Origin of the sequence: Duodenibacillus massiliensis (assembly GCF_900128485.1) — a bacterium.
GTDB lineage: Bacteria > Pseudomonadota > Gammaproteobacteria > Burkholderiales > Burkholderiaceae_F > Duodenibacillus > Duodenibacillus massiliensis.
The window spans coordinates 532885-559868 of record NZ_LT635859.1 but is presented as its reverse complement, the minus strand read 5'-3'; the positions used below and the strand labels follow the sequence as shown (position 1 = coordinate 559868).

The window sequence follows — 26984 nt, the reverse complement described above, 5'->3', positions numbered from 1 at the left end:
AGCTCCTTCGGGCCGGGAAGGCCGTGCCTGTGCGCCGAACGCCCTTTGTGATTCAACTGACGGTGCCGACGGGCGAAACCAAGCAGCCGATCACCTTGGGTGTGGATGCGGGCTACAAGCACGTCGGCCTGAGCGCAACGACCGCCAAGGAAGAGTTGTTGGCTTTCGAGGTCGAACTGCGGCAGGACGTGACGGGCTTGCTCTCGAATCGCTTGGCACTTCGCCGCGCCCGACGCAACCGCAAGACCCGCTACCGCGCACCACGCTTTGCCAACCGCGTTCGATCGGAGCACAAGGGCTGGCTTGCGCCGTCCGTGGAGAACCGCATTCAGGCGCACATATCGCGCATTGAAGCGGTTTGCCGAGTGCTTCCGATCACCAAAATCGTGATTGAAACCGCATCCTTCGACATTCAGAAGATCAAAAACCCAGAGATTGAAGGCGAAGGCTATCAGCAGGGCGAGCAGCTTGGCTTTTGGAACGTGCGCGAATATGTGCTGTTCCGCGACGGTCACGTTTGCCAAGCCTGCAAAGGCAGATCGAAAGATCTGATTCTCAACGTGCATCACATTGAGAGTCGGAAAACGGGAGGCGACGCGCCGGGCAACCTCATCACGCTGTGCGAGGCGTGCCACAAGGCGTATCACGCAGGCAAGTTGAAGCAGTTCAGTCCCCGGCGCTGCGCTTCTTTCAGGGCAGAGACTTTCATGGGCATCATGCGTTGGACGGTGTTCAACCGCCTGCGCGAGCGCCATCCCGAATTGCCTGTCACGAATACCTACGGGTATCTGACCAAACACAAGCGCATCGTCGAGGGCTTGCCGAAGACGCATTGCGCGGACGCTTTCTGCATTGCTGGCGTCCTCGACGCAAAACGTCGGGGCGAATACCTGTTTCAGAAACAGACGCGCCGCCACAATCGCCAGATCCACAAGCTGACGATTCTCAAAGGCGGTGTGCGCAAGCGCCATCGGGCTCCGTACCTAGTGCACGGCTTCAGGCTCTTTGACAAGGTGCTGTGCAAAGGGGAAGTGGGCTTTATTTTTGGCAGACGCTCCTCGGGTGCATTCGATGTGCGCCGTCTGAACGGTACAAAGATTTCTGCCGGTATTTCCTACAAGAAACTTTCGCTTCTTGAGAAGCGAAAGATGTTTTTAACTGAACTGAGAAAGGAGGGCCGCGATTCCTCCCGCGTCTGAAGACGCGGGTTTCCTCGCGGAATTTCTATGAAAGCCATTTGGGTTGTTGACGATGACCGGTCCATCCGCTGGGTGCTTGAAAAGGCGCTGCAGCGCGAGAACCTGCCTTTCCGGATGTTTGAGGATGCCGCTGACGTCATTGCGGCGCTTCAGGCCGAAACGCCCTCAGTGCTTTTAAGTGATATCCGTATGAAGGGGACGTCCGGCATGGAGCTCCTTCACACCGTCAAAAAAGAGCATCCGGAAGTGCCGGTCATCATCATGACGGCTTTCAGTGACCTGGACAGTGCGGTGAACGCCTTTCAGGGCGGAGCGTACGAGTACCTCGCCAAGCCCTTTGACATCAACCGCGCGATTGAACTTCTGCGCCGTGCCTGCGAAGAGTCGGGGGCCTCGGAGACGCCACAGACTGAGACAGGGGAGGCGGTGCCCGAAATCATCGGACAGTCCGCTGCCATGCAGGAAGTCTTTCGGGCAATCGGGCGGCTTTCTCAAAGTAACGTCACAGTGCTTGTGACGGGCGAATCCGGTACCGGTAAGGAAGTGGTGGCGCGCGCCCTTCACAATCATTCGCCGCGCCGCTCGGCACCGTTTGTGGCGATCAATACGGCAGCGATACCGAGGGAACTCCTTGAAAGCGAACTTTTCGGCCACGAAAAGGGGGCCTTTACTGGGGCAAACTCCCTGCAGTACGGGCGCTTTGAGCAGGCTAAGGGCGGCACGCTCTTTCTGGACGAAATCGGCGACATGCCGATGGAGATGCAGACGCGGCTTTTGCGCGTTTTGTCGGACGGGTGCTTTTACCGCGTCGGGGGCTGTCAGTTAATCAGAAGTGATGTGCGCGTCATTGCCGCTACGAACCAAAACCTGGAGGCCCGCGTGCGCGAAGGCCTTTTCCGTGAAGACCTCTTTCACCGCTTAAATGTGATTCGTCTCAGGCTTCCGCCCCTGCGCGAGCGCTCTGAAGACATTGCGGCCTTGGCCGATCACTTTTTGGCTGAGGCCGCGAAAAACCTCAAAACAGAACGCAAGCACTTAAAGCCCGAAGCGCTGGACTTTATACGGCGTTTCCCTTTTCCGGGAAACGTGAGGCAGCTTGAGAATCTCTGTAACTGGCTTACCGTGATGGCCCCGAGCCAGTGGATCCGGACCGAAGACTTACCGGACGAGTTTTTGCGGGGTGAGGCGGCAAAGGATGCCGTAAAGGGCGGTGCCGAGGGCGAGTGGACATCGGCGCTCAAAGACGAAATCCGCGTGGCACTGACTACTGGAGCTCCGGAAGTAATGGCGAAATTTACCCGCGATTTTGAGTGCGCGGTGTTTCGCGCGGCACTTGACTTTACGCACGGCCGCAAGGTGGAGGCAGCGCAAAAGCTCGGAGTGGGGCGCAACACGCTCACGCGAAAGATTCAGGAGCTCGGGCTCTGAGATCTTGGACGAACCCGGCAGCGCTTGCAGTCGCGGACGGTTTTCCCGCATAATCGGCCGCACAAGAAAATCATCCGTACCAGGTGACTGCTCCCCCTTAATAAATTGAGGGGCTTCTCGGTTCAACGGCTACAGCACAACTGTCGTTGTGACTTACACAGCCTCCGCGAGCAGAGACGGACAGCCCTTCCGCCTTTGGCCTTATCTGCATTGCGGACCGCTTCCTGCTCCGCCATGGAATCGTATTGCTTAAGCCAGCAGTGATTGTGTAGTTTTTTGGCTTTCGTCAGCAGCGGTTTAATGTCCTTAATAACACTGAGGCTCTCGCCATGAACCTTATAGCAATGATTCTTTATGGCGACGGCTTTGTTGTAGCAGTAACGCACGGCGCCAAATTGCCCGCGCAGGAACTGTTGCTGTTCCTCTGTCGGGTAGATGCGGACTTTGACAACGTGAAGCATGTGATCTCTGGTACGGCTGGTACCACTGAGCTTCGAAGTCTATCAAAACCAATGGCTGTGCTAATGGTTAGAATCCTGCAGATATGCTTGGAAAAAATAACAAGCGGCATTCCTGGGGGTGTTGATAAAATCGGCTCATTGAGCGAAGTAAAAAACCATTGAAAATCAATGGATGGAATTTTTAATTTAACCGTCACAAACCGGTTTAGATATTTGAAAAACCTGTTTGCTACGCTGTTGGTGAGGAGCAGGCAGCTAAAACACAGAGTTTTTCTCGTTAGATGCCGTTAATTGGCTGAACCGACTTTATCAACATCCCCGATCCTGCTGCGATTCTCTGATGCAAAAAGGCCTCTCACTCTCGGACTTTGAAGACGAACTGCGCGCGCTCGGCGCAGGGCCCCGTCATATCCGCCGCATTTACCGTGCCTGGCTGGGGCTCGGCCCCTGGGAGGCCAAGGACTCGGCGCGCTACCCGGCCGCTCTGGAAGCAAAACTCACAGAAATCCGCAACCGGCTCACAAAACTCACGCAAGTGCTGCCCGTAAAAAGTGAGCAGGCGGAATCCTTAAAACTTATCGTGGGGTTAAGTGACGGAGAGTGCATTGAAAGCGTCCTGCTGCCGCGCCGTGCGCTGTGCGTGTCGACGCAGGTGGGATGCGCTGTGGGGTGCCGCTTCTGCATGACGGGAAAGGGCGGCCTTGTGCGGCAGTTAGGGAGCGCGGAAATTGTCGCTCAGGTTGTCGAAGCCCTCAAAATCCGGCCCGATATTAAAAAGGTTGTGATGATGGGGATGGGTGAGCCCAGCCACAACCTGAAGGAAGTGCTGGAGGCGGTGAATTTTCTCGGCGACGTTTTGGGCCTTGCGCACAAGGAAATTGTGGTGTCAACGGTGGGGGATCCGAGGCTTTTTGATGCGATCCGCACCAACGGCGTGCATCCGGCTGTTGCTCTTTCGCTTCATACAACGGACGACATGAAGCGCCGCGAGCTTTTACCCAAGGCGCCGAAAATTCCAGCCGCAGACCTTTTGGCGATGACGCTCGATTACGCGGAAAGCACCAAGTACCCGGCGCAGATTGAGTGGACACTGATTGAGGGTGTGAACGACTCTGCCCGAGAAGTCGAATGCCTTGCCGAACTTATCAAGGGGCGCTACGCGATGGTGAACTTTATCGCCGTCAATCCCGTGGAAGGCACCGGATTTAAGCGTCCGTCAAATGCTCACATGCAGGATCTCATCACAATTTTGCGCCGTCAGGGGATCATCGCTACGATAAGGGACAGTGCGGCGCAGGATATTGAAGGCGGATGCGGCCAGCTGCGGGCACGGGTACTTGAGATTAACCGACAGATTGAACAATGCAGCGACGAAAACAAAAACTGAGTAAGGCCCGGTCCCGCACCATGTGGCTGGCGTGGATTGCCTGGGGCGTGATCGGCAGCATCTTTCTTTTCGAGGACTCCAGGGGCGGCTCGGGCTGGCTCTCGTTTCTCCTTACCTCGCCCTTCTGGCTTTTGTTTGCCGTCTGGCCCTTTATTTGGCTGTGGCTTGTGACGCGGCGCAATGATGAGTGGGTTGAGATTGACGATGATGTCATCAGCGGCGAAAACGGCGAGACGATCGCGCGCTTTGTGCAGAAGGACGGCGTGCGCTACGTTGATATTGACGCTTTTGCCGATACGTTTAAGTGCTCCCGTGACGTCCCCACGGTGACGCTTCCAGGCGGCACCGAGCGGTTTGCAAGGCTCGATGACGTGCGGCATATGGCCACCGGCAACAAAGCCCTCACGGAGTGGCTTGCGGTGGTGGATTCGCTCCCGAAATAAAGCCGCGAGAATAAAGAAAAACCGAAGCGGATATTGTGTTTAGCTTCGGTTTTTGCATTTTTCAGGGCTGTGCGTCTTCAACCGGATCGAAGGAAATCTCCATGCGCCGCGGCATCGGGGTGTTGCCAAGGGGCCGCGGGAAGGGATTGCAGCGGCTGATGGCGTGCCGCACGGCCCGGTCAAAGGCGGGAAGCCCCGAGCTTTGCGTCATACGCGGGGTTTCGGCGATTTTGCCGTTCGGAAGAAGTCTCACGCTGTAGACGGCCACATGCGTGCCTCTGGCAATGCCCGAGGGAACGGAAAACAGGATAAAGGGCCGGATGCAGCTGATGACGCGTGAGGCGTACGCTGCAGAGAGTTTCCCCTGCATCGAGCGTTCAACGCCCGGTGTGCCGCGCGTTGAGCCCACGCGGCCCGAAGTAACGGCGGGTGCCCCGGTGATGCGGGCGAGTTCGGCCCGACGCATTTCTTCAGCGAGCTCCGCCTGCCGGCGTTTTTCTTCGGCAATGCGCTTGCGGCGGGCAGCTTCGGCACGCTTTTTGGCTTCCGCAATGCGTTTTTCTTCCGCCAAACGCTTTTCCTCTGCAATGCGTTTCTCTTCGGCGATGCGCTTTTCCTCAGCGAGGCGCTTTTCTTCGGCGATACGCTTTTCTTCAGCGATGCGTTTTTCCTCGGCGATGCGTTTTTCCTCAGCGAGGCGCTTTTCTTCGGCGATGCGTTTTTCCTCAGCGATGCGTTTTTCCTCGGCGATGCGTTTTTCTTCGGCAATACGCTTTTCTTCCGCCAGACGCTTTTCTTCAGCGATACGGATATCTTCTTCGCGGCGCTTTTGTTCAGCTTCTTCGGCGGCCCGTTTTTCAGCTTCCAGGCGCTCAGCCTCGAGACGCTCGGCCTCTCTGCGTTCTGCTTCCCGGCGCTCTTCTTCAAGAAGCTTCTGAGCTTCAGTCTGCGCCTTTGCTTCAGCTTCGGCGCGCGCCTTTTCGTCGGCAAGGCGCTGCGCCTCACGTCTCACCTGCGCTTCTTTTTTGAGCTGCAGTTCTTCGGCCGTGGGTTCTTCCGGCGCCGGTGCCGCTTTGTTGTCAGGAGCTTCTTCCTCGGTTTCCTGCGTCGTGCCTTTGAGGCTCATGCCGGAGGCGTCTTCCGGCGCCCAGAGTTCGGCGTAGACCGTTTCGGTATCCGTATTCCACTGAAAGACGTTAAAGAGCGCGAAAAAGAGGAGCCCGTGCACAGCCACCGCCGCAATGACGCCAGCCGGTACATCCGTCAGACGGGAATTGGCGGGCGCAAGGCGCGCGGGATCTCCGGACTCATTGTCCGTCTGAGTCCGGTCCGACTGCAGATCCTGCGGATCTTCGCGCTTATCCTGATTGCCTTCGCTCATTTCGTGCGCTCAATCTTCAGCGCGAGGCCCACGCGCTTGATTTCGGCGTTTTGCAGGGCTTTCATGACGTTCACGACCTGCTCGTAGCGCACATCGCGGTCGGCGGCGATCACGACCGGCGTGTCGGCATCGGCCTGCGCCGAACGCACGTTGGCAATGAGAGCCGTCATGTCAACGGGCCTGAGCCCATTTTGGACTTTAAGCGAGAGGTGACCGTCGGCGTGCACCACGACTTCAACGGGATTGGCGGGTGCGGCGGAAGCCTTGGAAACACTTGGCAGATTAATGACCGAAGGGTTCACAAAAGGGGCGGCGACCATCAGAATCACCACGAGCACAAGCATCACGTCGATATAGGGAACGACGTTCATGTCGCTCATCATGCGGCGTTTCTTGCGCGTCTGAAGGCTTTTAAGTGCCATGATTGTCTGTCCTTCAGGGGTGTCAGGCCGTCTGACGCGAGAGGATGTTTAAGAACTCTTCGCTGAAGCTGTCAAAGCGGTTGGTGATGCGCTCAAGGCGGTTGGCAAAATAGTTGTAGGCAGCCGTCGCGGGAATGGCGGCAAAAAGGCCGATTGCGGTCGCAACGAGCGCTTCGGCAATGCCCGGGGCCACGACGGCAAGCGAGACGTTGTCAAGCGTTGAAAGCCCGGTGAAGGCATTCATAATGCCCCAGACCGTACCGAAAAGACCGATGTAAGGGGAGACCGACCCGATGGAGGCGAGAAGCGGAAGCCCTCGCTCAAGGTCATCGACCTCACGCTGAAAGGCGGCGGTCATGCCGCGGCGCACGCCCGAGAGCTGCTCGACCTCGGCTTTGCCGGCAAGCTTTACGAATTCGGCCATGCCGGCAACGAAGATGCGTTCTTCCGCGCCCGTTCTGTCGTGGCGCGACGTGGCGGACTCAAAGAGTTTTGCGAGATCAGCGCCTGACCAGAAGCGCTTTTCAAATTCTTCGGTCTGGCGCGCCGTGCGCGAAAGAACAATGGCCTTTGAAAAAATCGTGGCCCAGCTCATCAGAGACGCCAGAACCAGAATGCCCAGCACGCACTGAACGACGACACTTGCGTTCATCACCAGGGTGACGATGGAAAGATCGGCAGAAGACGGATTCATTTTTATTTGTTTTCGGTATCGGTTGTTGTTTCGGCCTCGGCAAGCATCCGGCGGCAGGCCTCGGACAATGCGTCAGGAATCGTGACGGGCGTGCCTTTTTCGGGGTCAACCGCGGCGCAGCGTACTTCGGCGGAAACCAGCAGTGTATCGTCCCGCCAGACTTCCTGCGCAAAAACGACGGAGGCGGCCCGGATGAGTTTGACGCGGGTTTTGACGGTGAGAAGATCATCGAGCTTTGCCGGACGCCGGTACTTAAGTGACAAGTCCGCCACAACAATCACGGGCATGCCGGCTTCCTGCATGCGGCGCTGCTCAAACCCCGCGCTTCTTAAAAATTCACCGCGGGCGCGCTCCATGTAGCGCAGATAATTAGCGTGATAAACAATGCCGCCCGCATCGGTATCTTCCCAGTAGATGCGTATGGGCAGGGTAAAAACTGGACTCGGCATGAGGTTTTGTGGCAGAAAATTTGTGCTTGTCTGGCTGAAGTCGTGCTAATTTGGCGTCAGCCTTCGGCCGGATGAGCCGAAATACTACAGAAGATTTGGGTTTTGCCATTGTTTTCGGGCGAAAAAGATGCGCTTTGCAACGCAAAAATGCACTTTGAAACGGTTTTTGACGGCTGCGGCAGTGGTCGCGGTCCTTACTGCCTGCGGCTGTTCGCGCCCGGTTAATAACCCCAGGCCCCTTGCGGACTATGCCGAGAACACGCTCTTTTCGAGCTTTTCGGGGAGAAGCCCCAAGACGCTTGATCCCCAGGTCTCCTACTCAAGCGACGAGACGATTTACACCTACACGATCTACGAGCCGCCCTACGGTTACCACTATCTGAAGCGCCCTTATGAAGTGATACCGAAAACGGCGGAGCGCGTGGTCACTCCTGTTTACCTTGATAAAAACGGCCGGGAACTTGCGCCAGGGGCGGATGTTTCCGCCAGTGCCTTCTCCCGCTACGTGATTCCGATTAAAAAAGGGATCCGCTACGCACTGCACCCGGCTTTTGCGAAAGACGCGGCCGGCAACTACCGCTATCACCGGCTAACCGATGCGGTGGCGGAAAAACTCACCAACCCCCTGGACCTTCCGGAAAAAGGGACGCGGGAACTGACGGCCGACGATTACGTCTACGGCATTAAGCGCATTGGTGACGTCCGCACCGTAAGCCCTGTTTTGGGGATTTTGTCCTCGCACATCGTGGGGTTAAAGGCCTTTTCCGAAACTTTTGCCCAAGCCTTAAAGGAGGCGGAAGCCGCCGGACGTCCGGCGCCCGATATCCGGGATTTTACCGTTGAGGGAGTGAAAGCCCGCGACAGCCATACGCTTGAAATCACGGTCTACGGGCGTTATCCGCAGTTTGCCAACTGGCTCACGATGGCGTTTTTTGCACCGGTTCCGTGGGAAGCAACCGCCTTTTACGGGGCCAACCCGCTCCTTAAAAAGAACAACGTCACGCTTGAGGCCTGGCCTGTGGGCACAGGCCCCTACCGGCTCGTTTCTTCGCGGCAAAACCGGGAGCACGTTTTGGAGCGCAACCCCGAGTTTCGCTTTGTGCCCTATCCGTGTGAGGGTGAGCCGGAGCATGAGGCAAAGGGCCTTTTAAAGGACTGCGGCAAGCCCCTTCCCTTTGTTGACCGCATCGTGATGACGCTTGAAAAGGAAGCGGTTCCGGTGACCACAAAATTCCTGCAGGGCTATTACGACAGTCCGCAGATTTCGCGCGTGGATGTGGGGCAGGGGTATCTGGTTGCTGCGGGAGATGACGCGGATAAGGCAAAGCTTTACGCCGAGCGTGAGCTTGTTTTCCCGACAACCGTGGAAGCCAATCTCTGGTACCTCGGCTTTAACTGGCTTGACCCCGTGGTGGGCGCTGGAAAAACGGCAGCCGAGCGCGAACGCAACCGAAAATTGAGACAAGCTATTTCTATTGCTGTTGACTGGGAAGAGCAGATTGCGATCTTTGAAAAGGGGCAGGGTGAAGCCGCGCACGGGCCGCTGCCGCCCGGGCTTTTCGGTTACCGCGCAGACGGGCCTGCGGCCTTTAACCCGGTTGTCTACCGTAAGGACGAAAACGGCCGCATTGTGCGCCGCAGTATTGAGGACGCCAGGCGTCTGATGCGTGAAGCCGGTTACCCCGACGGGCGCGACGTGAAGACGGGGCGCCCCCTTGTGCTTAATTTTGACTGGCAGAGCGCGGCCCCGGGCTCCAAAGCGTTTCTTGAGTGGTTTACGCGGCAGTTTGCCAAGATCGGCATTCAGCTCGAAGTCCGTGCCACCGACTACAACCGCTTTCAGGACAAGATGATGAACGGCACGGCCCAGATTTATTACTGGGGGTGGATCGCGGATTATCCGGATGCGGAAAACTTTCTTTTTCTCCTGTACGGCCCCAACAGTAAAGTGGGAAGCACGTCCGGAGGCGAAAATGCGAGTAATTTCTGCAACGCCGAATTTGATCGGCTTTTTGAAAAAATGCGTACGGAAGAAAACGGTCCGGAAAAAGCTGCTTTGATTGACCGCATGATCCGGATCGCGCAGACCGAGGCCCCGTGGAGTTTCGGTTACTACCCCCGGCAGGCTGCGGCTCTGCACGGCTGGGTGAAAAACGCCAAGCCCACGCAGACGGTGCGGGATAACGTGCAGTACATGGCCGTTCACGCAAAAGCGCGGGCTGAAAAAATCCGCGCGTGGAATACGCCCGTTCTCTGGCCGGCGCTCATCATTCTTTTGGCGGCGGGATTTTTGGTTTGGGCGGTGAGAAATTATGTGAGGGCGCGCCGTTCCGTGACCGGCCGTATTGCGGAGGGAAATAAATGATCGGCTACATTTTCCGCCGCATTGTCTACGGCTTTTTCATTCTGCTCGGTGTGAACGCCCTTACGTTTGCCCTCTTTTTTGCCGTCAACACGCCGGATGATATGGCCCGGCTTTCAATCGGCGGGCGCTACGTGACGCAGCAGGCAATTGACTCTTGGAAAAAGGAGCGGGGCTACGACGTGCCGCTTATCTTTAACAGTGCGGCCGAAGGTACCGGGAAATTCACGGAAACGATCTTTTTCCGGCGCTCAGCGCCTCTTTTGGCCGGGGACTTCGGGCTCTCGGACACCGGCCGCAGTATCAATACCGAAATTAAGGAAAGGGCGCCCGCGTCTTTGGCGCTCGCCCTCCCGACCTTTTTGCTGGGTGTATTTGTATCGGTGAGTTTTGCGCTCATTTTGGTGATGGTGAGAAGAACGCGGCTGGAGTGGGCGGGTGTGGCGATGAGCGTCACGGTGATGAGCATTTCGGCGCTTTTTTACATCATCGTGGGGCAGTGGCTTTTTTCTAAGACCCTGAGATGGGTGCCGGTCTCTGGGTTTTCCGAGGGGTTTGCCATGGCCGCGTTTCTGGTGCTGCCGGTCGCTATCGGCGTTTTTACGCGCCTTGGCGGCGAAGCGCTTCTTTACCGTTCGATGTTTCTTGAAGAAAGCGAAAAAGACTACGTGAGAACGGCCCGCGCCAAGGGCGTAAGCGAAATGCGGGTGCTTTTCCGCCATGTGCTCGGTAACGCCATGCTTCCGGTGATCACCAGTACCGTGGCCGTGATCCCGATGCTTTTTATGGGGTCACTTATCATGGAAAACTTTTTCGGAATTCCGGGGCTTGGTTCCTACACGATTGACGCGATTAACGCCCAGGACTTTTCCGTCGTGCGCGCGATGGTGTTTTTGGGAACGGCTGCCTATATTCTCGGGCTCATTCTCACGGACGTGGCCTACACGGTGGTTGACCCCAGAATACGGCTGAAGTAAAGGATGCGGCAAAGTGAAAATTGTTGTTCTCTACACCGATCTTGTGATGTGGTTTCTTGCGGCCGCAGTTCTATTTTTTGCGGTTTATGCCGCGAAAACCCCGGAACTTGCGGCCAAATGGAAACAAGTGCTCATCCGCCCCGCGGCCCAGGCCTGCGGCACGGTGCTGCTGCTCTTTTTCCTTTTGGCGCTTGCCGACAGCGTGCACTGGCGAAATGAACTCCCGAAGCAGACAGCTGAGGCAACCGTTGCCTACGACACGAAGACCGTGTCGCTTTTAGACACCCTGGTGCTGCCGCACATTGCGGGACGCGAGAGAAGTTACTCAGCGCCTTTTGCCCTGCACGACTTTGACAAAACAACGGTCATCAGGGATGGTAAAAGCGTGCGTGACTATCAGAGGCTTACCGGGGCTTCGCCTGACGTGCCCGAAAAGGGCGCGGGGCTTAAGCTCGGGAAACGTTTTTTTGCGGGGTTTTTAACGGGGGTGATTGCGCTCTCAATGCTCTGGATTATCCTGGCGCTCGCGCATAAGGCGGTCTGCAAAACGCCTTTTACGCTGAGCCTGGTGAAGGTTACGGCGCGCACCAATCCCGCGCGGCCTGCGGTGCAGGTGGTGCAGGTCGCCGTGCTTTTGGCGGTCATTCTTATGTTTATCTGGCCGATGCGGCATGTTTTCGGCACCGATGCCACTGGTAACGACGTCCTCTACACAGCCTTAAAGTCGGTGAGAACGGCCTTTGTGATCGGGTCTCTCGCCACACTTTCCGCGCTTCCCTTTGCGGTTGTTTTGGGTATAGCCGCCGGGTACTTTAAAGGTAAGACCGACGACGTCATCCAGTACATTTACACGACGCTTTCGTCCATTCCCTCGGTGCTTCTGATTGCTGCGTCAGTTCTGATGGTGCAGGTTTTTATCGACAAAAACCCGCAGCTCTACGAAACGGGGCTTGAGCGCGCGGACGTGCGGCTTTTTCTTCTGGCAGTCATCATGGGTGTGACGGGGTGGGCTGCGCTCGCAAGACTTTTGCGCGCTGAAACGATGAAGGTGGCGGCGATGGACTTTGTGACCGCCGCCAAGTCGTTCGGCGTCTCGCCCTGGCGCATCATGGCGCGCCACGTGCTTCCGAACGTCACGCACATTGTGCTCATTGTGGCGGTGCTCGACTTTTCGGGGATTGTGCTTTACGAAGCGGTTTTAAGTTACGTGGGGGTCGGGGTTGATCCGACGATCGACAGTTTCGGCACCATGATTAATGCAGCAGCCGTTGAGATGAGCCGCAGCCCCATGATCTGGTGGAATCTGGCCGCCTGTTTTCTTTTCATGGTGACGCTTGTTTTGTGCGCGAACCTCTTTGCTTCGGCCGTGCGGGACGTGTTTGATCCGAGGTCCGGATCTGGTGCGGGCGGACGGGTGCTGCGGTTTCGTCGGGCAGCTTGCCGCAACCTGCTTGCTCTCTCTGGCAATCCTGAGCGAGTACGAGATCGTTGATTTGCCGATCGAGTACTGCTCCACGGCTTCAGAGATGCTGAGCTCCTTGCTCAGCAGGCGCGCTACGACGTTGTCTTTGAACTCCTGCGAATATCGCATGTTTTGCCACTCCATGAAAGGTTGAAGGGGTGGCGAAAGGTAGTATGGCATTTAATGCAAACTCAGTGGTTTCCCTTTGCGGCTGAGACATGAGGGGCAGACGTTTCTGCCGGAATTTTTTAGTACAAGCCGCCGCTTTGCATTAAGTGATTCGAATCGGGGGCATAGTTTTCAGTAAGTGCCCGGGAAACGAAAAAGGCAACACTTCTCGCAAATCGGACTTTTTTCGCGCTTCAAGAAGTTCTTTCTCGTGCGTTTTTCCTTCTGTTATCGTTCTCACTTAACGGATACTAAAGAAGCACTCCATGCTCGACGTGAAATCACTTGCCGTGGACTTTTACCTGCCTTCAGGGAAAGTCACGGCACTCAAGGACATCAGCTTTACCGTCAGCCCCGGCGAGACGCTTGCGCTCGTGGGAGAATCCGGGTGCGGAAAGTCATTGACGGCTCTTGCGCTCATGCGCCTGTTGCCCGCGCAGGCCGGTGTGAGTGCCGGTGACGTGGTGCTTGACGGTGTGTCGCTTCCGGACCTGCCCGAAGATGCAATGTGCCGCGTGCGGGGCGCCAAAATGGCGATGATCTTTCAGGAGCCAGCCACCGCCTTAAATCCCGTGATGACGGTGGGCGAGCAGATAGCCGAAGTGATCCGGCTGCACGAAAACCCGGGAAAAGATGTTGTCCGCCAAAAGGTTCTTCAGTGGCTCACGCGCGTCGGAATTGACAAGCCTGAAGAGCGCATTGACGCTTTCCCTTTCGAACTTTCGGGCGGGCAAAAGCAGCGCGTGTTGATTGCCATTGCGCTCGCCGGTAACCCCGACGTGGTGATTGCCGACGAACCGACAACGGCACTGGACGTCACACTGCAGGCGCAGATTCTTGATCTCCTAAAGGACCTGCAGAAAGAGCGAAATCTCGCGCTTCTTTTGATTACCCATGACCTTGCGGTCGTAAAGCGTTATGCCGACCGAGTGGCGCTCATGTACGCCGGAGAGATCGTGGAAGAAGCGCCCTGCAGTGCGTTTTTCGCCTCGCCCCTGCACCCGTATGCCGCGGGCCTCCTCTCCGCCGTGCCTTCAACAGCAAAGCGCGGACAGCGCCTCTCGGGGATCGCCGGACGCGTTCCCAACTTAAACGAGATGCCTGCGGGCTGCCGGTTTGCAGACCGCTGCGCGAAAGCCAGGGAAGCATGCCGTAAAGCGCCTGTGCCGCAGGTGCCGGTCAAGGGGGATCCGGATCGGCGGGTGCGGTGCCTTAATCCCGGAAGGCTGCCCGCAGCTCACGCTGATGTGACGGAAAGCCCTCTCACCGAAACCGGCTCACACGAAGTGCTGAGGGCAGAACACCTTTCGGTTACTTTTGTAAAGTCGCGGGGGCTCTTTAAAAAGCCGCTTCTCACGCCGGCAGTCAATGACGTGACGCTCACGGTCCGTGAGGGGGAAACCGTGGCCTTGGTCGGGGAGTCTGGCTCGGGGAAAACAACACTCGGAAAAGCCGTGCTGCGACTCATTGAAGGAGACGTGCGTATCATGGGACGTGTGGTCTGCGGTGGTATTGAAGCGCTGACCGCCAAGGGTGAAGACCTCACGAAATTGAGGCGCGCAAACCAGATGATTTTCCAGGACCCCTTCAGTTCCCTCGATCCCCGTATGAGTGTGGGGGAGAGCATCACCGAAGGCATGCGGGCGCTGGGCATCGGAGAAACGAAGGAAGAACGCTTAAAGCGCGCCGCCGGGCTTCTGGAGCGTGTGGGGTTGCCTGCATCAGCGGCAGAGCGCCTGCCGCACGAGTTTTCGGGCGGCCAGCGCCAGCGTATTGCCATTGCAAGGGCTTTGGCCGCCAATCCCCGGCTCATTATCTGTGATGAACCGACGAGCGCGCTTGACGTTTCCGTACAGGCGCAGATTTTGAACCTCATGAAGGCGATTCAGAAAGAGACGGGTGTGGCCTACCTCTTTATTACCCACAACTTTGCCGTGGTGGAGTATCTTGCCGACCGCGTGGCGGTGATGGAAAAAGGACGCCTGGTGGAAGCCGGTGACGCGGCAGAAGTTTTGTGCAACCCGCAGGCTGCGTACACAAAGCGCCTTTTAAAGGCCGTGCCGCGCCTTGATCTTTAGGAAGGTTTTGTCGTGCCTGAGCTTGATCTCACACTTTTTCTCATCGTCTGTCCGCTGGTGTTTTTGGGCAGTTTTGTGGATGCGATTGCCGGAGGCGGAGGCCTCATTACGCTGCCTGCATACCTCATTGCCGGGGTGCCCCCGCATATGGCAATCGGCACCAACAAGCTCTCAAGCTGCGTGGGGATGGCCGTGTCGGCGGTGAGGCTTGCGCGCGCGGGCTGCATGCACTGGCGGCAGACCGTGCCCGCAGTGGCGGCTGCGCTTGCGGGGAGCACACTCGGAGCTCTGATTGCCCTTAAAGTGCCGGCGGATATTTTTCTCATTGTGATGGTGGCGGCGCTGCCTTTTGTGGCCGGTTTTCTTCTTTTTCGGTCGGGGTCGCTCGCGGCGGAACGCCGGGAGATGCCTTTTGAGCGGCGCATCGTCATGCTTGTTGCGGTGTCCGCTATCTGCGGGATCTACGACGGCTTTTACGGGCCCGGTGCGGGCACTTTTATGCTGATCGGCTTTTCCCTTTTTGCGGGGCTTGATGTGCGTAACGCCGGGGGCGAAATGAAGGCTGTGAATCTTGCAAGCGGCACGGCGGCCCTTGTGACGTTTGCCGCCTCTGGCGAAGTGCTTTGGGTGCTCGGTGCTGCGGCTGCGCTGTTTAGCATCGCGGGCCACTACATCGGCGCGGGCCTTGTGATTAAAAACGGCAGCCGCATCGTGCGGCCGATCATTTTCATCGTGCTTGCGGTTCTTTTCGTGCAGACCGCCTGGGACATTGCCTCAGGCAAACTTTTCTGAGGCGTAAAGCGCCCACCCAACAAAAAGGCCGCGTTTCCAAAAAAGGAATGCGGCCTTTTGCGTGTTGCCTGAAAGTTTTCTAACGTGCGTCGCTCGTCTTAAAGCGCTTTTCAAGGAAACTCACAAGGCGCGTGATGGTCAGAGTCATCACGAGGTAAATCACCGCCACGGCCGACCAGATTTCCAGTGACCCGTAGGTTTCGGCAATGATCAACTGCCCCGAGCGCGTGAGCTCTTCAAAGCCGATCACGGACACAAGGGACGAGTCTTTGAGCATGGCGATAAATTCGTTTCCAAGCGGCGGAATGATGCGCTTAAAGGCCTGCGGCAGGATGATGTAGCGCATCGTCATGGACCAGTTCATCCCGAGCGAAAGCCCCGCGCGCATCTGGCCGATGTCAATCGACTGAATGCCCGCGCGGAAGATTTCCGCCACATAGGCGCCCGAATTAATGGAACAGGCCGCCACGGCCGCCACAAACGGGTCGATGCGCTGGCCGATGATGACGGGCAGGGCAAAGTAGATGATGAAGATCTGCACCAGAAGCGGTGTGCCGCGGATAAAGTCCACGTAGATCTTGCCCAAAAGCCGCAGCGGGGCAAACTTGGAAATCTGCGCGAGCGCCGCAATCAGACCGAATACGAGTCCCAGGCCCACGGAGAGCGCGGTGATTTCCAGCGTCACAAGTGCGCCCTGCAGTAACAGGGGCAGCGACCCGGTAATCAGTGAAAAATCAAACTCCATGTGTGGCTCCCAAGATTGGCTCTCAGCCGCGGCCGAGAACGCAGAAAAACAGTGAAAACAGCGGACGAAATAAGCCCCCGGAACGCGGGGCGTCCCGGAAACGGGCTTTCTTATCAACGCATCATAAAGAAGAATCGCGCCGCGTGCGGCTTACACCGCATACGGCGGGCGGATTACTCCCCGAAGTACTTCGTGTAAAGCGCCTGGTACTCGCCGTTTTTACGGGCTTCTCTTAGGGCCTTGTTGAGCTTTTCAAGCAGCTCCGGGCGCTCTTTACTCACGGCAAACCCGAACTCTTCGGCTTTAAGGCTCTCGTCGGTGACGTGGTGGTAGCGCTTGCTCTTATTGGACTTGGCCATGAAGTAGCCGTTTACGGGCTTATCGTTAAGCACGGCGCGGCAGCCGCCGTTTAAGAGTTCCGTATAGGCTTCATTGAGCCCGTTATAGGTACGGACCGTGGCGCCGGGGATCTTGGCCGCACGCATGGCGCCCGAGGTGCCGATCTGCACGCAGATCGGCTGATTGTCGAGATCTTTGATGCTTTTGAGTTTCGTTTTGTCTTCAGCGCGGATCACGAAGGAAAGCCCCGAGGTGTAGTAGGGATCCGTAAAAAGAACGCGCTTAGCGCGCTGCGGCGTAATGGAAATGCCCGCGGCGCCGATATCAACGGTGTTTGTGAGAATGCCCGGGACAATCGCATCAAACCCCATGTTGGCGATTTCGATGTTGTAGCCCGCTTTTTTCGCGAGCAGCCGGATGAGGTCCATGTCAAAGCCCTCGATGTCACCGGTTTTGGTGTTCACGTACTCAAAGGGCGGAAAGGTGCTTTCCGTGGCAACGCGCAGGGTCTGGGCGGCCTGCGCGCAGTGGACGCCGAACGCAGCGGCAAAAAGGACGGCACAAAGCGTCGTTTTTCTCATGGTTTGTTTCTCCGAACACAAAGAAGGCGCGCCCTTACGTCCGGCGCACCTTTCGTCTTAGCAGAACATTGTAATAAAGCCGGAGGAGGACACCGTAACAAGTCTTAGTTCGGAAGCAGGGTTTTTCTAAACCTGACAGTTTTAGTCAGCTATTTTCTGCCGGAATCTGTATCATTCCTGACAAAATTACTCGGCTATTTATTTTTTTGAGGCTGAGCGACACGATTATGAAACTGACGACACGCGGCCGCTTTGCGGTGACGAGCATGATCGACCTGGCCCTCTACGGTGACGCGGGCCCGGTGCGCTTAAGTGACATTGCCCGCCGCCAGCAGATCTCAGTGGCCTATCTTGAACAGATTTTCTGTAAGCTGAGGCGCGCCGAACTGGTGCAGTCCGTCCGCGGCCCCGGAGGCGGTTACCGCCTGGCACGGCCGACCGACAAAATCACCGCCGGAGAAATTGTCTCTGCGGTGGAAGGTAAGGTTGATGCCACGCAGTGCCGCGGGGGCGCAAGCTGCCGCGGCGGAGCCGAGTGCCTCGCGCACGGTCTGTGGTCGGAATTAAACGACCGGATGGCCGAGTTTTTAAATACGCAGACGCTCTCCGACATCCGCGACCGCTACGAAGCGCGCCACGCGCATGCCGCCGAGGCCGCCAATGAGTCGCCCGTGCGGGTGAGAATGCCCGCGCACTGATTTTTTTTGAAGAACCCGTTTTTCATCAGAAGACACTTTTAATCCATGAGGATGCGGCAACAAAAGGCCGCAGTAACAACGAATGACCCTGAAGCTTCCTGTCTACCTTGACTACTCGGCAACGACCCCGGTGGATCCGCGCGTGGCCGAAAAAATGATTCCCTACCTGTGCGAAAAGTTCGGTAACCCCGCAAGCCGCTCGCACGCCTACGGCTGGGAGGCCGAAAAGGCCGTTGAAGAAGCGCGCGCCGAAGTGGCCCGCTACATCAACGCCGATCCCCGTGAAATCGTGTGGACTTCGGGCGCAACGGAAGCCGACAACCTCGCAATCAAGGGGGTTGCGCACTTCTACAAGGATAAGGGCAAGCACCTCATTACGGTCAAGACCGAACACAAGGCTGTGCTTGACTCCATGCGCCATCTTGAAACCGAAGGTTTTGAAGTGACCTACATGGACGTTGAGGAAAACGGCCTTCTCGATCTTGCCAAGCTTGAAGCCGCCATCCGTCCGGACACGACGCTCGTTTCCGTGATGGCCGTCAACAACGAAATCGGCGTCATTCAGGATATTGCCGCAATCGGCGAAATGTGCCGCAGGCACGGCGTGCTTTACCACTGCGACGCCACGCAGGCCGTGGGCAAGATGGACCTGGATACGGAAAAACTCAAGATTGACCTCATGAGCCTTTCCGGTCACAAGGTTTACGGCCCCAAGGGTGTCGGTGCCCTTTACGTGCGCCGCAAGCCCCGTGTTCGTATCGAACCGCAGATTCACGGGGGCGGACACGAACGCGGCATGCGCTCTGGCACGCTGCCTACGCACCAGATTGTCGGTATGGGTGAAGCCTACCGCCTCGCGCGCCTGGAGCAGGCCGAGGAAATCAAGCGTATCGCCGCTCTTCGTGACCGCTTAAAGGACGGGATCGAAAAGAACATCCCCGAAATCGTCATTAACGGCGACATGGAGCACCGCGTCTGCTCCAACCTTAACGTGTCCTTCAATTTCATCGAAGGCGAAAGCCTCATGATGGCCGTCAAGGACTTGGCGGTGAGTTCTGGCTCTGCCTGCACCTCGGCTTCGCTTGAGCCGAGTTACGTGCTGAAGTCTCTGGGCAGAAGCGATGAACTTGCGCACAGCTCGATCCGCTTTACGCTCGGGCGCTTTACGACCGAAGAAGAAATCGATTTTGCCGTGAAGCTTCTCACGGAAAAAGTCGCGAAGCTGCGTGAGCTCTCGCCCCTGTGGGAAATGCACCAGCAGGGCATCGACATGGCCCAGGTGAAGTGGAGCGAACACTGAGTCTTTGACCGTACCCCGGGCTCTGCTTTATAAAGCGCGTCCGGGGAAAATCACGAATTTTCCGGAGTGAAGAAGAAATGCCTTACAGCGAAAAACTGATGGACCACTACGAGCATCCCCGCAACGTGGGAACGCTTGACAAGGATGACGCCAACGTCGGCACCGGTATGGTGGGGGCCCCCGCCTGCGGTGACGTGATGCGCCTGCAGATTAAGGTCAACGACAAGGGCGTGATTGAAGACGCCAAATTTAAGACCTACGGCTGCGGCTCGGCGATTGCCTCGAGTTCTCTGGTGACCGAATGGGTGAAAGGTAAGAGCCTGGACGATGCAGCCAAGATCTCCAACAGCGCGATTGCCGAGGAGCTCGCCCTTCCGCCCGTGAAGATTCACTGCTCGATTCTCGCCGAAGATGCGGTAAAGGCCGCCATTGACGACTACAAGAAGAAGCAGCAGGCAAAGTAAGCCCGCGCAGGACACCGGATTTCAGGAGTAAAGGATTATGGCAGTCACACTAACGGAAGCCGCCGCCAAGCACGTTGCAGCCTATCTTGCCAAGCGCGGCAAGGGCATTGGTTTAAGGCTCGGCGTAAAAACCTCGGGTTGCTCGGGGATGGCCTATAAGCTTGAGTTTGCCGATGCCGTGAACGACGATGATCAGATGTGGGAAAGTCACGGCGTCAAGGTGATTGTTGACGCAAAGAGTCTTCCCTACATTGACGGCACCGAACTTGACTATGTCAAGGAGGGCCTGCAGGAAGGCTTTAAGTACAACAATCCGCAGGAAAAAGAGACCTGCGGGTGCGGTAAGTCCTTTCACGTCTGATTTTTGATCATGCAGATGACGTCTTTTGTACTGCTCGGGGTTCCCGAGCAGTTCAGGCTTGATCCGGCCGCGGTTGAAGCGGGCTGGAAAAAAGCCATTGCCGCGGTGCACCCCGACCGCTTTGCCGACCGCTCAGCCGCCGAGCGCCGCGTGGCCGAGCAGTGGGCGGGCCGCATCAACGAAGCGCGCGATGCTTTGATGACGCCGGTTGCCCGGGCTACGGAATTGCTGAAACTCAGGGGCCGCGACATCAAAAGCGAAACCGACACGCACATGGACACGGCCTTTCTCATGCAGCAGATGCAGTGGCGGGAAGCCGCTGAAGAAGCGCAGGGTGAGGCCCGGGACAAGTTGATCGCCGAAGTGGACGCCGCGCGCACGAAGGAAATCGGCGTATTGGCTGCGGCGCTTGATGACGCCAGGGACAATGACGCGGCGGTTCAGTCCGTGCGGCGCCTCATGTTTATTGAAAAGATGCGCGCGGAACTCGCGGGCAGTGATGTACGTAAGGAATTCTGATCATGGGGCTCATGCAGATTGCCGAACCGGGTTTGTCCGCGGCGCCGCACGAGGAGCGGCTTGCGGTCGGTATTGACCTCGGCACCACTAATTCCCTTGTGGCAAGCGTCGTAAGCGGCGCAGCCGAAGTGATCCGCGACGATGAGGGGCGGGCGCTTCTGCCTTCAATTGTCCGGTATCTCGCCGACGGCACCGTGCACACGGGCTGGCAGGCCGCGGTCGAGCAGGCCGACGATCCCTTAAACACCATCAGTTCAGCCAAGCGCCTGATCGGCCGGGGGCTTAAAGACATCGCCGGGAACATCACGCTTCCCTACCGCTTTGTGCCGGGCGAAGGGATGGTGAAAATTGAAACCGCGGCGGGCGTGAAAACCCCCGTGGAAGTCTCATCTGAAGTTTTAAAGGCCCTGAAAGCGCGCGCTGAAGCGCGCCTCGGCGGGGAGCTTGTGGGGGCCGTGATTACGGTGCCTGCGTACTTTGACGACGCGCAGCGCCAGGCTACCAAGGACGCGGCGCGTCTGGCGGGGCTTAACGTTCTGCGGCTTTTGAATGAACCGACGGCTGCGGCGCTCGCCTACGGGCTTGATAACGCCGCGGAAGGCCTTTATCTCATCTATGACCTCGGGGGCGGCACCTTTGATGTGTCGCTGCTGGAACTCACCAAGGGTGTTTTTGAAGTGCTCGCCACGGGCGGCAACTCCGCCTTGGGGGGCGATGACTTCGATCACCGCGTCGTCTGCTGGGCGCTTGAAGGCGTTGCCGGTCAGGGCGAGGGGATTCTCACGCCCAAAGACAAACGCAGGCTCACGCTCGCGGCGAAAAAAGCGCGCGAAGCGCTCACCGACACCGATGCGGTGGTTTTAAAGCTCGAACTCTCCGACGGCCGCACAATTGAAAAAACGCTCACCCGCGCGGCTTTTGACGACATGGTCTTTCCGCTTGTGCAAAAGACAACGGACGCCGTGGGAAACGTTTTAAAGGACGCCAAAAAAAGCGCCGCCGATATTAAGGGCGTGGTGCTTGTGGGGGGCGCAACGCGCATGCCCTGCGTGCGCAAGGCCGTTGATGCGTATTTCGGAAAGGCGCCGCTTTGCAACATCGACCCGGACCAGGTGGTGGCCGTGGGCGCAGCGATGCAGGCCAATAAGCTTGCCGGTAACGTTGCCGAAGGCGACGACTGGCTGCTTCTGGACGTCACGCCGTTGTCCCTGGGCCTGGAAACCATGGGCGGGCTCGTTGAAAAAGTCATTCCCAGAAACACCGCAATACCGGTGGCGATGGCGCAGGACTTCACGACCTTTAAGGACGGACAGACCGCGATGGCCATTCATGTGGTGCAGGGCGAACGCGAAGTGGTGGACGCCTGCCGGTCGCTTGCGCGCTTTGAATTGCGCGGGATCCCGCCGCTGGCAGCCGGTGCTGCCCGCATCCGCGTGACCTTTCAGATTGACGCCGACGGCCTTTTGTCGGTCTCAGCCCGCGAACAGCACACCGGGGTGGAAAGTTCCATCACCGTGAAACCGAGTTACGGGTTAAGTGACGAGGATATCGTGCGGATGCTTAAAGACGGGTCGAGCTCGGCTGAAAGCGACATGCACGAGAGGGAACTGCGTGAAAACCGCGTGGAAGCCGACCGTCTCATCGAATCCACGGATTCGGCCCTGGCTCAGGACGGAGACCTTTTGGATGACGCCGAGCGCCGCACGATTGATGCAGCTGAAGCGGCACTTAAAAAGACCGCTTCAGGGACGGACGCCGCCGCCATTAAAAAGGCGCTTGATGAGCTCACACGCGTCACGGGCGACTTTGCCGCACGGCGCATGGACCGCTCGATCCGTCAGGCCCTGGCCGGCCAAAGCTTAAGTGACATCAAGATTTAAAAACACAAATTATCAGGAGATTAACCATGCCTTTTGTAACGATTCTTCCGAACGAAAAACTCTGCCCGCAGGGCGCCAAAATTGAAGTCAAAACGGGTGAAAAGCTCGCGCAGAGCCTCAATAAGTCGGGCATCAATCTGCCGCACGCCTGCGAGTACAACTGCGCCTGCGCGACCTGCCACGTGATTGTGAAGGAGGGGTTTGAGAGCCTCGGTGAGCCCTCCGACGACGAGTACGATCAGCTCGACAACGCCTTCGGCGCCACAAGCGAATCGCGCCTTGCCTGCCAGACCGTGATGGGTGACAAAGACATCACCATCGAGATTCCGAAAAATAACCGCAATCTCGTCAACGAATAAGCCGTTTTCGGCCGCTGCCGGTGTTTTTCGTGAGCACCGGCTTTTTTCTTTTTGCCTGGGAGAGAAAATCATGGGACTCAAATGGACCGACAGCCGCGCCATTGCCGAAGAGCTTTACGACAATGAGCCGGACCTGGACCCGACAACGCTCAGAATGACGGAACTGCACGCCAAAATTCTGGCGCTTCCGGATTTTGACGATGACCCGCAGGCTTCCACCGAAGCGCGCCTTGAGGCGATCCTTCAGATTTGGATTGACGAGCGCGACTGACCGCGGGCAAAACTCCTAGGAGCTTAAGGTCCGCATAATTCTCCTAGTGATTTCCCCAGTAGGGACGCCCTTTTTTGTTATGGCTTTAAGTTTCGCATAAGCCCATAATGCGCCCTGCAGAATAAAAGAGAAATCCCCCGATTCAGGAGAAAAAGAAAATGCTGCGTACTGCTCTGATGACGTTGGCTGTAGTGAGCGCCGGCCTCATGGCTGTGAGCCAGGCTTCGGCCGCTGATAAGTTTCTGGCTGACCGCCACGTCGCAAAGGGGGTGAGTTGCGAGATGTGTCACGGTAAGGGCAATCCCGCCGAGCTTGATCCGCCCGACATCAATACCTGCACGAAGTGCCATCCGACGCAGGCTCTGGTGAATAAGACGAAAAACGTCAAGCCCCACAACCCGCACACCTCTCCGCACTACCAGGATAAGCTCGAGTGCACGAACTGCCACCTGGGCCACGAAAAGAGCGAAAACTTCTGCGCTCAGTGCCACGACTTTAAGTTCAATGTTCCGTAGTCTTTGCTGACTGCCGGATAAAAAAGAAGGGAGCCGCTAAAAAACGGTTCCCTTTTTTGTACCTGCGGATAAGAATCAGGCTGAAAGCGTGAGCACCACCGGTGCGTGATCGCTCGGCTTTTCGGTGGCTCTCGGGGCCGTATCGACCGCAACGTCTTTAATGCGCTGCGTCAGCGGCTCGGCAGCGAGCATCAGATCGATTCTCAGGCCGTGGTTCTTTTCAAAACCGCTTTGGCGGTAATCCCACCAGGAGTAGGTTTCGGGGTCGTGCAGTTCCAGGTTCCACGTGTCGGTGAGGCCGGCGGCAAGCAGTGTTTTTAACGCACTGCGCTCGGGTTCGCTCACCAAAATGTTGCCTTTCCAGCTCTCCGGATTCCAGACATCGGCGTCCGTAGGTGCAATGTTGTAGTCTCCGACAATCATGAGGGGATTGCCGGCAGCAATTTCAGCGCGCGTCCAGTGGGTCAGTGCCGAGAGCCAGTCAAGCTTATAGAGGTACTTGTCGCAGCCCACGGCCTGGCCGTTGGGAACATAAACGCCCGCAAGCCGCACGAGGGCACCGTCCTTACCTGTGATTGTCGCGGCGATAAAGCGCTTCTGTTCGTCCGGATAATGCGGAATCCCAGTGACGACATCCTCGACTTTTGCGACGGTTTCGCGTCTGACGGCAAGCGTCACCCCATTATAGGTCTTCTGCCCGAAGACATACGTATCGTACCCTGCGGCGTCAAATGCGTCGCGCGGAAAGAGGTCGTCTGTTGTTTTGATTTCCTGCATCGCGAGCACGTCGGTGCGGGAGGCTTGAAGCCACGCGCAGACCTGCGGGGCGCGCACTTTGATGCTGTTTACGTTCCAGGTGGCAATTTTCACGGTGTTGTGTTCTGTTGTTTGGTTTTGGGAAGAAGTCCGAGGACGGTGAGCGCCTCAACGGTCTCAAAGGTAAGAAGCCCGCGCCGTGCGCAGTCTTTGAGCTCTTCAGTATCCACGGCGTCAAAGCGTTCCACTTCGCCGTCGGTGTTTTGGGGCGTCACGTCTTCAGCGACCTCTGCGCGGTATGTGTATGTGATTTCCCGCATCCATCCTTCCCTGACGCGCCGTTCAATCAACGTGACGGCACAGCCGGGGTGAAACTGACAGACTTCGGGCGTAAGTCCCGACTCTTCGGCGGTTTCCCGGATGAGCGCTTCCTGCACGGTTTCGCCTGCGGCAATCAGCCCGCTAGCGAGCGTATCGTAAAGCCCCGGATCAATTGCTTTATGCGCGCTTCTTTTGCCGAGCCAAAATTTTCCTGAAGGGGTGGAGGCAACCGCATAAACGCAGCGGGTTGTGAGCCCGAGAAACCGAAAAAGGCCGCGCTCGGCGTGCGCAATGACCGTTGCGTCGTCTTCGGCCAACACGTCAAGCGCTTCATTTCGCCACTGAAAAAACGCGTGACGCCGCCAGAGCGCTGCTGCGAGGTCAGCCAAAAACGCGTCGGAAGCCGCGGGAAGCGTGAGCGTGAGGGTTTCTCCCTTCAGTGAAAAGGCGGATGCCAGAGGCTTTTCGAGTCTTTCGATAAAGGCGAGGTTTTCGCGTGTGACAAGGCCGGCTCTCTGCCCGTTAACCGACAGCAAAAGAGCCCCGGCGGGCCGGGGCTCTCGCGTCACGCCGTCAAACTGAACCGGCATGAATCGTCCTTTGCGGCTTACGCTTCAAGACGCAGCGTCGGGAAGAGCAGCACGTCGCGGATCGTGGAGGCGTTCGTTAAAAGCATCACGAAGCGGTCAATGCCGATACCGCAGCCCGCGGTCGGCGGCAGCCCGTACTCGAGCGCGCGGATAAAGTCCGCATCGTAGTACATGGCTTCATCGTCGCCGTGGGTCTTGGCGTCAGCCTGCGCCTGGAAGCGCCGCGCCTGATCTTCGGGGTCGTTGAGTTCGGAAAAGCCGTTGGCGGTCTCGCGCCCGTAGATAAAGAGTTCAAACCGTTCGGTAAGTTCCGGATGGGTGTCGGAAGCGCGGGCCAAAGGCGAAATCTCGACCGGGTAGTCGATGATGAACGTGGGCTCAATGAGCTTGGACTCTGCCACGGCTTCAAATAGCCCCATCACGAGCGCCCCCATGCCGACCCAGTCGGGCTGGGGCTCTCCGAGGCGCTTAAGTTCTGCTCTGAGGAACGCCTCATCCGTGAGGTTTTCCGGCGTGTACTGCGGCGCGTACTTCATGATTGCCTGTTCGGGCGTGAGCCGCGCAAAGGGTTTCGAAAGATCAATTTCAGTGCCCTGGTAGTTGAGCACCATCGAGCCCGTTGCCTTCTGAGCCACGGTTCTCAGGAGGTTTTCCGTAAATTCCATCTGATCGCGGTACGTCCAGTAGGTGGCGTAAAACTCGATCGTCGTGAATTCCGGGTTGTGGCGCGTGTCGATGCCTTCGTTACGGAAGCACCGGTTGATTTCAAAGACGCGCTCAAAGCCGCCAACCACGAGGCGCTTGAGATAAAGCTCGGGGGCAATCCGCAGGAACAGGTCCATGTCAAGCGCGTTGTGATGCGTCACAAAGGGCTTGGCGTTGGCGCCGCCCGGGATGGGGTTGAGCATCGGCGTTTCCACTTCCATGAAGCGGTGCGCCTGCATGTATTCGCGGATCGAAGCCACAACCTTGGAGCGCGTTTCAAAGCGCGTGCGGCTTTCCGGATTGATGATGAGATCGGCGTAGCGCTGACGGCAGCACTGTTCCGGATCCTGCAGGCCCTTAAATTTATTGGGCAGCGGCCGGATACTCTTTGTGAGCAGCCGGATTTTGGTGACGTGCACCGAGAGCTCTCCGCGGTTGGTGCGGAAAAGGCGCCCTTGGGCGGCGACAATGTCCCCGAGGTCCATCGCCTTAAACTGCGCAAACGCCTCATCGCCCACTTCGCTCGGGGTGATGAAGTACTGCATGTCGCCTGTGAAGTCATGCATGGTCGCAAAGGCAGCTTTACCCATGACGCGCTTCAGCATCATGCGGCCGGAAACGGCGACTTCGGGCTTAAGTTCCTCGAGTTCTTCGCGGCTTTTGTCGCCAAACTTGGCGCGCAGGTCCCCGAAAAGGTCCTTGCGCACGAAATCGTTGGGGTAGGCGACACCGGCTTCACGCAGGCGTGCGAGCTTGGCACGGCGCTCGGCGATGATGTGGTTTTCATCCTCTGCCGCGGCTGCCGGGGCTTGATTCTTGTTGTTCTGTTCGGTCATTTTCTCTTTTTTCCGAAAAATTGTTGTGTCCGTTTGGGCCG

At 57.5% G+C, this 26984-nt stretch carries 29 protein-coding genes (1 of these 29 running past the window's edge); 19 read left to right on the top strand and 10 right to left on the bottom strand.

Annotated features, from left to right (window positions below):
* Positions 1-1199: the 3' portion of an RNA-guided endonuclease IscB gene (gene iscB / locus BQ7486_RS05540; RefSeq protein WP_204206994.1), read on the top strand. 88 nt of this gene lie to the left of the window's left edge; the window shows 1199 of its 1287 coding nt (coding positions 89-1287); its start codon lies beyond the left edge, outside the window; it ends in the stop codon at positions 1197-1199.
* 27 nt (positions 1200-1226) lie between these two features.
* Positions 1227-2627, top strand: a complete 1401-nt coding sequence (gene ntrC / locus BQ7486_RS05535; RefSeq protein ID WP_074009214.1) for a nitrogen regulation protein NR(I) — start codon at positions 1227-1229, stop codon at positions 2625-2627.
* Positions 2628-2749: 122 nt separating this feature from the next.
* Here ntrC and BQ7486_RS12485 read toward each other — a convergent pair whose 3' ends face one another.
* Positions 2750-3034, bottom strand: coding sequence for a hypothetical protein (locus tag BQ7486_RS12485; protein ID WP_419519788.1), 285 nt, complete (start codon positions 3032-3034; stop codon positions 2750-2752).
* On the opposite strand from BQ7486_RS12485, the gene BQ7486_RS12220 reads away from it, so the two are divergent.
* The 3 genes from BQ7486_RS12220 to BQ7486_RS05520 all read left to right on the top strand — a co-directional run bounded on the left by BQ7486_RS12220 (position 2957) and on the right by BQ7486_RS05520 (position 4918).
* On the top strand, positions 2957-3250 hold the full coding sequence (locus tag BQ7486_RS12220) for a hypothetical protein (protein WP_022373281.1): 294 nt from the start codon (positions 2957-2959) through the stop codon (positions 3248-3250). The genes BQ7486_RS12485 and BQ7486_RS12220 overlap by 78 nt on opposite strands.
* A 178-nt stretch (positions 3251-3428) precedes the next feature.
* Complete coding sequence (locus BQ7486_RS05525; protein WP_022373282.1) at positions 3429-4475, top strand: radical SAM protein; 1047 nt, start codon at positions 3429-3431, stop codon at positions 4473-4475.
* Positions 4451-4918 (top strand): hypothetical protein, encoded by a 468-nt coding sequence (locus BQ7486_RS05520; RefSeq protein ID WP_143183056.1) that lies wholly within the window; start codon positions 4451-4453, stop codon positions 4916-4918. Before BQ7486_RS05525 ends, BQ7486_RS05520 begins: the two co-directional genes overlap by 25 nt.
* 61 nt (positions 4919-4979) lie before the next feature.
* Here BQ7486_RS05520 and tolA read toward each other — a convergent pair whose 3' ends face one another.
* The 4 genes from tolA to ybgC are packed head-to-tail and all read right to left on the bottom strand — an operon-like array spanning position 4980 to position 7864.
* The gene (gene tolA, locus BQ7486_RS05515; RefSeq protein ID WP_084765695.1) at positions 4980-6299 is read right to left on the bottom strand and encodes a cell envelope integrity protein TolA; all 1320 of its coding nucleotides are present in this window, start codon (positions 6297-6299) and stop codon (positions 4980-4982) included.
* A complete protein-coding gene (locus BQ7486_RS05510; RefSeq protein WP_074009212.1) occupies positions 6296-6721 on the bottom strand; it encodes a biopolymer transporter ExbD in 426 nt (141 codons plus the stop codon). The genes tolA and BQ7486_RS05510 overlap by 4 nt, the downstream gene beginning before the upstream one ends.
* A gap of 22 nt (positions 6722-6743) precedes the next feature.
* Positions 6744-7415, bottom strand: a complete 672-nt coding sequence (gene tolQ / locus BQ7486_RS05505) for a protein TolQ (protein WP_022373286.1) — start codon at positions 7413-7415, stop codon at positions 6744-6746.
* A gap of 2 nt (positions 7416-7417) precedes the next feature.
* On the bottom strand, positions 7418-7864 hold the full coding sequence (gene ybgC, locus BQ7486_RS05500) for a tol-pal system-associated acyl-CoA thioesterase (protein WP_074009211.1): 447 nt from the start codon (positions 7862-7864) through the stop codon (positions 7418-7420).
* A 127-nt stretch (positions 7865-7991) separates the two neighbouring features.
* Between ybgC and BQ7486_RS05495 the strand changes: the two genes are divergently transcribed.
* The 5 genes from BQ7486_RS05495 to BQ7486_RS05475 all read left to right on the top strand — a co-directional run bounded on the left by BQ7486_RS05495 (position 7992) and on the right by BQ7486_RS05475 (position 15703).
* Positions 7992-10229, top strand: a complete 2238-nt coding sequence (locus BQ7486_RS05495; protein WP_074009210.1) for an ABC transporter substrate-binding protein — start codon at positions 7992-7994, stop codon at positions 10227-10229.
* Positions 10226-11203 (top strand): ABC transporter permease, encoded by a 978-nt coding sequence (locus tag BQ7486_RS05490; protein ID WP_022373289.1) that lies wholly within the window; start codon positions 10226-10228, stop codon positions 11201-11203. Before BQ7486_RS05495 ends, BQ7486_RS05490 begins: the two co-directional genes overlap by 4 nt.
* Before the next feature lie 46 nt (positions 11204-11249).
* A complete protein-coding gene (locus tag BQ7486_RS05485) occupies positions 11250-12695 on the top strand; it encodes an ABC transporter permease (RefSeq protein ID WP_074009281.1) in 1446 nt (481 codons plus the stop codon).
* 404 nt (positions 12696-13099) lie between these two features.
* Positions 13100-14911: a dipeptide ABC transporter ATP-binding protein gene (locus BQ7486_RS05480; RefSeq protein WP_074009209.1), complete on the top strand. Its 1812-nt coding sequence runs from the start codon at positions 13100-13102 to the stop codon at positions 14909-14911.
* Positions 14912-14923: 12 nt separating this feature from the next.
* Positions 14924-15703, top strand: coding sequence for a sulfite exporter TauE/SafE family protein (locus BQ7486_RS05475; RefSeq protein ID WP_074009208.1), 780 nt, complete (start codon positions 14924-14926; stop codon positions 15701-15703).
* A 79-nt stretch (positions 15704-15782) separates the two neighbouring features.
* Here BQ7486_RS05475 and BQ7486_RS05470 read toward each other — a convergent pair whose 3' ends face one another.
* Both BQ7486_RS05470 and BQ7486_RS05465 read right to left on the bottom strand, forming a co-directional pair.
* Entirely contained in the window at positions 15783-16448 is a 666-nt protein-coding gene (locus BQ7486_RS05470; RefSeq protein ID WP_074009207.1) for an amino acid ABC transporter permease, read from the bottom strand.
* 173 nt (positions 16449-16621) lie between these two features.
* A complete protein-coding gene (locus BQ7486_RS05465) occupies positions 16622-17368 on the bottom strand; it encodes a basic amino acid ABC transporter substrate-binding protein (protein WP_022373455.1) in 747 nt (248 codons plus the stop codon).
* A gap of 227 nt (positions 17369-17595) precedes the next feature.
* Here BQ7486_RS05465 and BQ7486_RS05460 point away from each other — a divergent pair, with 227 nt between their 5' ends.
* The 9 genes from BQ7486_RS05460 to BQ7486_RS05420 all read left to right on the top strand — a co-directional run bounded on the left by BQ7486_RS05460 (position 17596) and on the right by BQ7486_RS05420 (position 23735).
* On the top strand, positions 17596-18066 hold the full coding sequence (locus tag BQ7486_RS05460) for an Rrf2 family transcriptional regulator (protein WP_074009206.1): 471 nt from the start codon (positions 17596-17598) through the stop codon (positions 18064-18066).
* 82 nt (positions 18067-18148) lie between these two features.
* On the top strand, positions 18149-19366 hold the full coding sequence (locus tag BQ7486_RS05455; RefSeq protein WP_276526131.1) for an IscS subfamily cysteine desulfurase: 1218 nt from the start codon (positions 18149-18151) through the stop codon (positions 19364-19366).
* 77 nt (positions 19367-19443) lie between these two features.
* The gene (iscU, locus tag BQ7486_RS05450; protein WP_022373458.1) at positions 19444-19830 is read left to right on the top strand and encodes a Fe-S cluster assembly scaffold IscU; all 387 of its coding nucleotides are present in this window, start codon (positions 19444-19446) and stop codon (positions 19828-19830) included.
* A gap of 37 nt (positions 19831-19867) precedes the next feature.
* Positions 19868-20191 (top strand): iron-sulfur cluster assembly protein IscA, encoded by a 324-nt coding sequence (gene iscA / locus BQ7486_RS05445; RefSeq protein WP_022373459.1) that lies wholly within the window; start codon positions 19868-19870, stop codon positions 20189-20191.
* A gap of 9 nt (positions 20192-20200) precedes the next feature.
* Entirely contained in the window at positions 20201-20710 is a 510-nt protein-coding gene (gene hscB / locus BQ7486_RS05440; protein ID WP_074009205.1) for a Fe-S protein assembly co-chaperone HscB, read from the top strand.
* Between the two features lie 2 nt (positions 20711-20712).
* Positions 20713-22590, top strand: coding sequence for a Fe-S protein assembly chaperone HscA (gene hscA / locus BQ7486_RS05435; protein ID WP_074009204.1), 1878 nt, complete (start codon positions 20713-20715; stop codon positions 22588-22590).
* A gap of 26 nt (positions 22591-22616) precedes the next feature.
* Positions 22617-22949 carry an ISC system 2Fe-2S type ferredoxin gene (gene fdx / locus BQ7486_RS05430; protein ID WP_074009203.1) on the top strand — a complete coding sequence of 111 codons (333 nt, stop codon included), beginning with the start codon at positions 22617-22619 and terminating at the stop codon, positions 22947-22949.
* A gap of 70 nt (positions 22950-23019) precedes the next feature.
* Positions 23020-23220: a Fe-S cluster assembly protein IscX gene (gene iscX, locus BQ7486_RS05425; RefSeq protein ID WP_074009202.1), complete on the top strand. Its 201-nt coding sequence runs from the start codon at positions 23020-23022 to the stop codon at positions 23218-23220.
* A 158-nt stretch (positions 23221-23378) separates the two neighbouring features.
* Positions 23379-23735, top strand: coding sequence for a cytochrome c3 family protein (locus BQ7486_RS05420; RefSeq protein ID WP_022373465.1), 357 nt, complete (start codon positions 23379-23381; stop codon positions 23733-23735).
* Positions 23736-23810: 75 nt separating this feature from the next.
* Here the strand turns inward: BQ7486_RS05420 and xth are convergent, their stop codons facing one another.
* The 3 genes from xth to lysS are packed head-to-tail and all read right to left on the bottom strand — an operon-like array spanning position 23811 to position 26943.
* Positions 23811-24605 (bottom strand): exodeoxyribonuclease III, encoded by a 795-nt coding sequence (gene xth, locus BQ7486_RS05415; RefSeq protein ID WP_074009201.1) that lies wholly within the window; start codon positions 24603-24605, stop codon positions 23811-23813.
* Complete coding sequence (locus BQ7486_RS05410) at positions 24602-25402, bottom strand: NUDIX domain-containing protein (RefSeq protein ID WP_074009200.1); 801 nt, start codon at positions 25400-25402, stop codon at positions 24602-24604. Before BQ7486_RS05410 ends, xth begins: the two co-directional genes overlap by 4 nt.
* Positions 25403-25419: 17 nt before the next feature.
* Complete coding sequence (gene lysS / locus BQ7486_RS05405) at positions 25420-26943, bottom strand: lysine--tRNA ligase (RefSeq protein ID WP_022373468.1); 1524 nt, start codon at positions 26941-26943, stop codon at positions 25420-25422.
* Positions 26944-26984: the final 41 nt, after the last annotated feature.

Bases quoted from the DNA above. Each gene is read 5' to 3' on its own strand.
- ntrC (WP_074009214.1), top strand. From the start codon at position 1,227: ATGAAAGCCATTTGGGTTGTTGACGATGACCGGTCCATCCGCTGGGTG.
- BQ7486_RS12220 (WP_022373281.1), top strand. From the start codon at position 2,957: ATGAACCTTATAGCAATGATTCTTTATGGCGACGGCTTTGTTGTAGCA.
- BQ7486_RS05525 (WP_022373282.1), top strand. From the start codon at position 3,429: ATGCAAAAAGGCCTCTCACTCTCGGACTTTGAAGACGAACTGCGCGCG.
- BQ7486_RS05520 (WP_143183056.1), top strand. From the start codon at position 4,451: ATGCAGCGACGAAAACAAAAACTGAGTAAGGCCCGGTCCCGCACCATG.
- tolA (WP_084765695.1), bottom strand. From the start codon at position 6,299: ATGAGCGAAGGCAATCAGGATAAGCGCGAAGATCCGCAGGATCTGCAG.
- BQ7486_RS05510 (WP_074009212.1), bottom strand. From the start codon at position 6,721: ATGGCACTTAAAAGCCTTCAGACGCGCAAGAAACGCCGCATGATGAGC.
- tolQ (WP_022373286.1), bottom strand. From the start codon at position 7,415: ATGAATCCGTCTTCTGCCGATCTTTCCATCGTCACCCTGGTGATGAAC.
- ybgC (WP_074009211.1), bottom strand. From the start codon at position 7,864: ATGCCGAGTCCAGTTTTTACCCTGCCCATACGCATCTACTGGGAAGAT.
- BQ7486_RS05495 (WP_074009210.1), top strand. From the start codon at position 7,992: ATGCGCTTTGCAACGCAAAAATGCACTTTGAAACGGTTTTTGACGGCT.
- BQ7486_RS05490 (WP_022373289.1), top strand. From the start codon at position 10,226: ATGATCGGCTACATTTTCCGCCGCATTGTCTACGGCTTTTTCATTCTG.
- BQ7486_RS05485 (WP_074009281.1), top strand. From the start codon at position 11,250: ATGTGGTTTCTTGCGGCCGCAGTTCTATTTTTTGCGGTTTATGCCGCG.
- BQ7486_RS05480 (WP_074009209.1), top strand. From the start codon at position 13,100: ATGCTCGACGTGAAATCACTTGCCGTGGACTTTTACCTGCCTTCAGGG.
- BQ7486_RS05470 (WP_074009207.1), bottom strand. From the start codon at position 16,448: ATGGAGTTTGATTTTTCACTGATTACCGGGTCGCTGCCCCTGTTACTG.
- BQ7486_RS05465 (WP_022373455.1), bottom strand. From the start codon at position 17,368: ATGAGAAAAACGACGCTTTGTGCCGTCCTTTTTGCCGCTGCGTTCGGC.
- BQ7486_RS05460 (WP_074009206.1), top strand. From the start codon at position 17,596: ATGAAACTGACGACACGCGGCCGCTTTGCGGTGACGAGCATGATCGAC.
- BQ7486_RS05455 (WP_276526131.1), top strand. From the start codon at position 18,149: ATGACCCTGAAGCTTCCTGTCTACCTTGACTACTCGGCAACGACCCCG.
- iscU (WP_022373458.1), top strand. From the start codon at position 19,444: ATGCCTTACAGCGAAAAACTGATGGACCACTACGAGCATCCCCGCAAC.
- iscA (WP_022373459.1), top strand. From the start codon at position 19,868: ATGGCAGTCACACTAACGGAAGCCGCCGCCAAGCACGTTGCAGCCTAT.
- hscB (WP_074009205.1), top strand. From the start codon at position 20,201: ATGCAGATGACGTCTTTTGTACTGCTCGGGGTTCCCGAGCAGTTCAGG.
- hscA (WP_074009204.1), top strand. From the start codon at position 20,713: ATGGGGCTCATGCAGATTGCCGAACCGGGTTTGTCCGCGGCGCCGCAC.
- fdx (WP_074009203.1), top strand. From the start codon at position 22,617: ATGCCTTTTGTAACGATTCTTCCGAACGAAAAACTCTGCCCGCAGGGC.
- iscX (WP_074009202.1), top strand. From the start codon at position 23,020: ATGGGACTCAAATGGACCGACAGCCGCGCCATTGCCGAAGAGCTTTAC.
- BQ7486_RS05420 (WP_022373465.1), top strand. From the start codon at position 23,379: ATGCTGCGTACTGCTCTGATGACGTTGGCTGTAGTGAGCGCCGGCCTC.
- BQ7486_RS05410 (WP_074009200.1), bottom strand. From the start codon at position 25,402: ATGCCGGTTCAGTTTGACGGCGTGACGCGAGAGCCCCGGCCCGCCGGG.
- lysS (WP_022373468.1), bottom strand. From the start codon at position 26,943: ATGACCGAACAGAACAACAAGAATCAAGCCCCGGCAGCCGCGGCAGAG.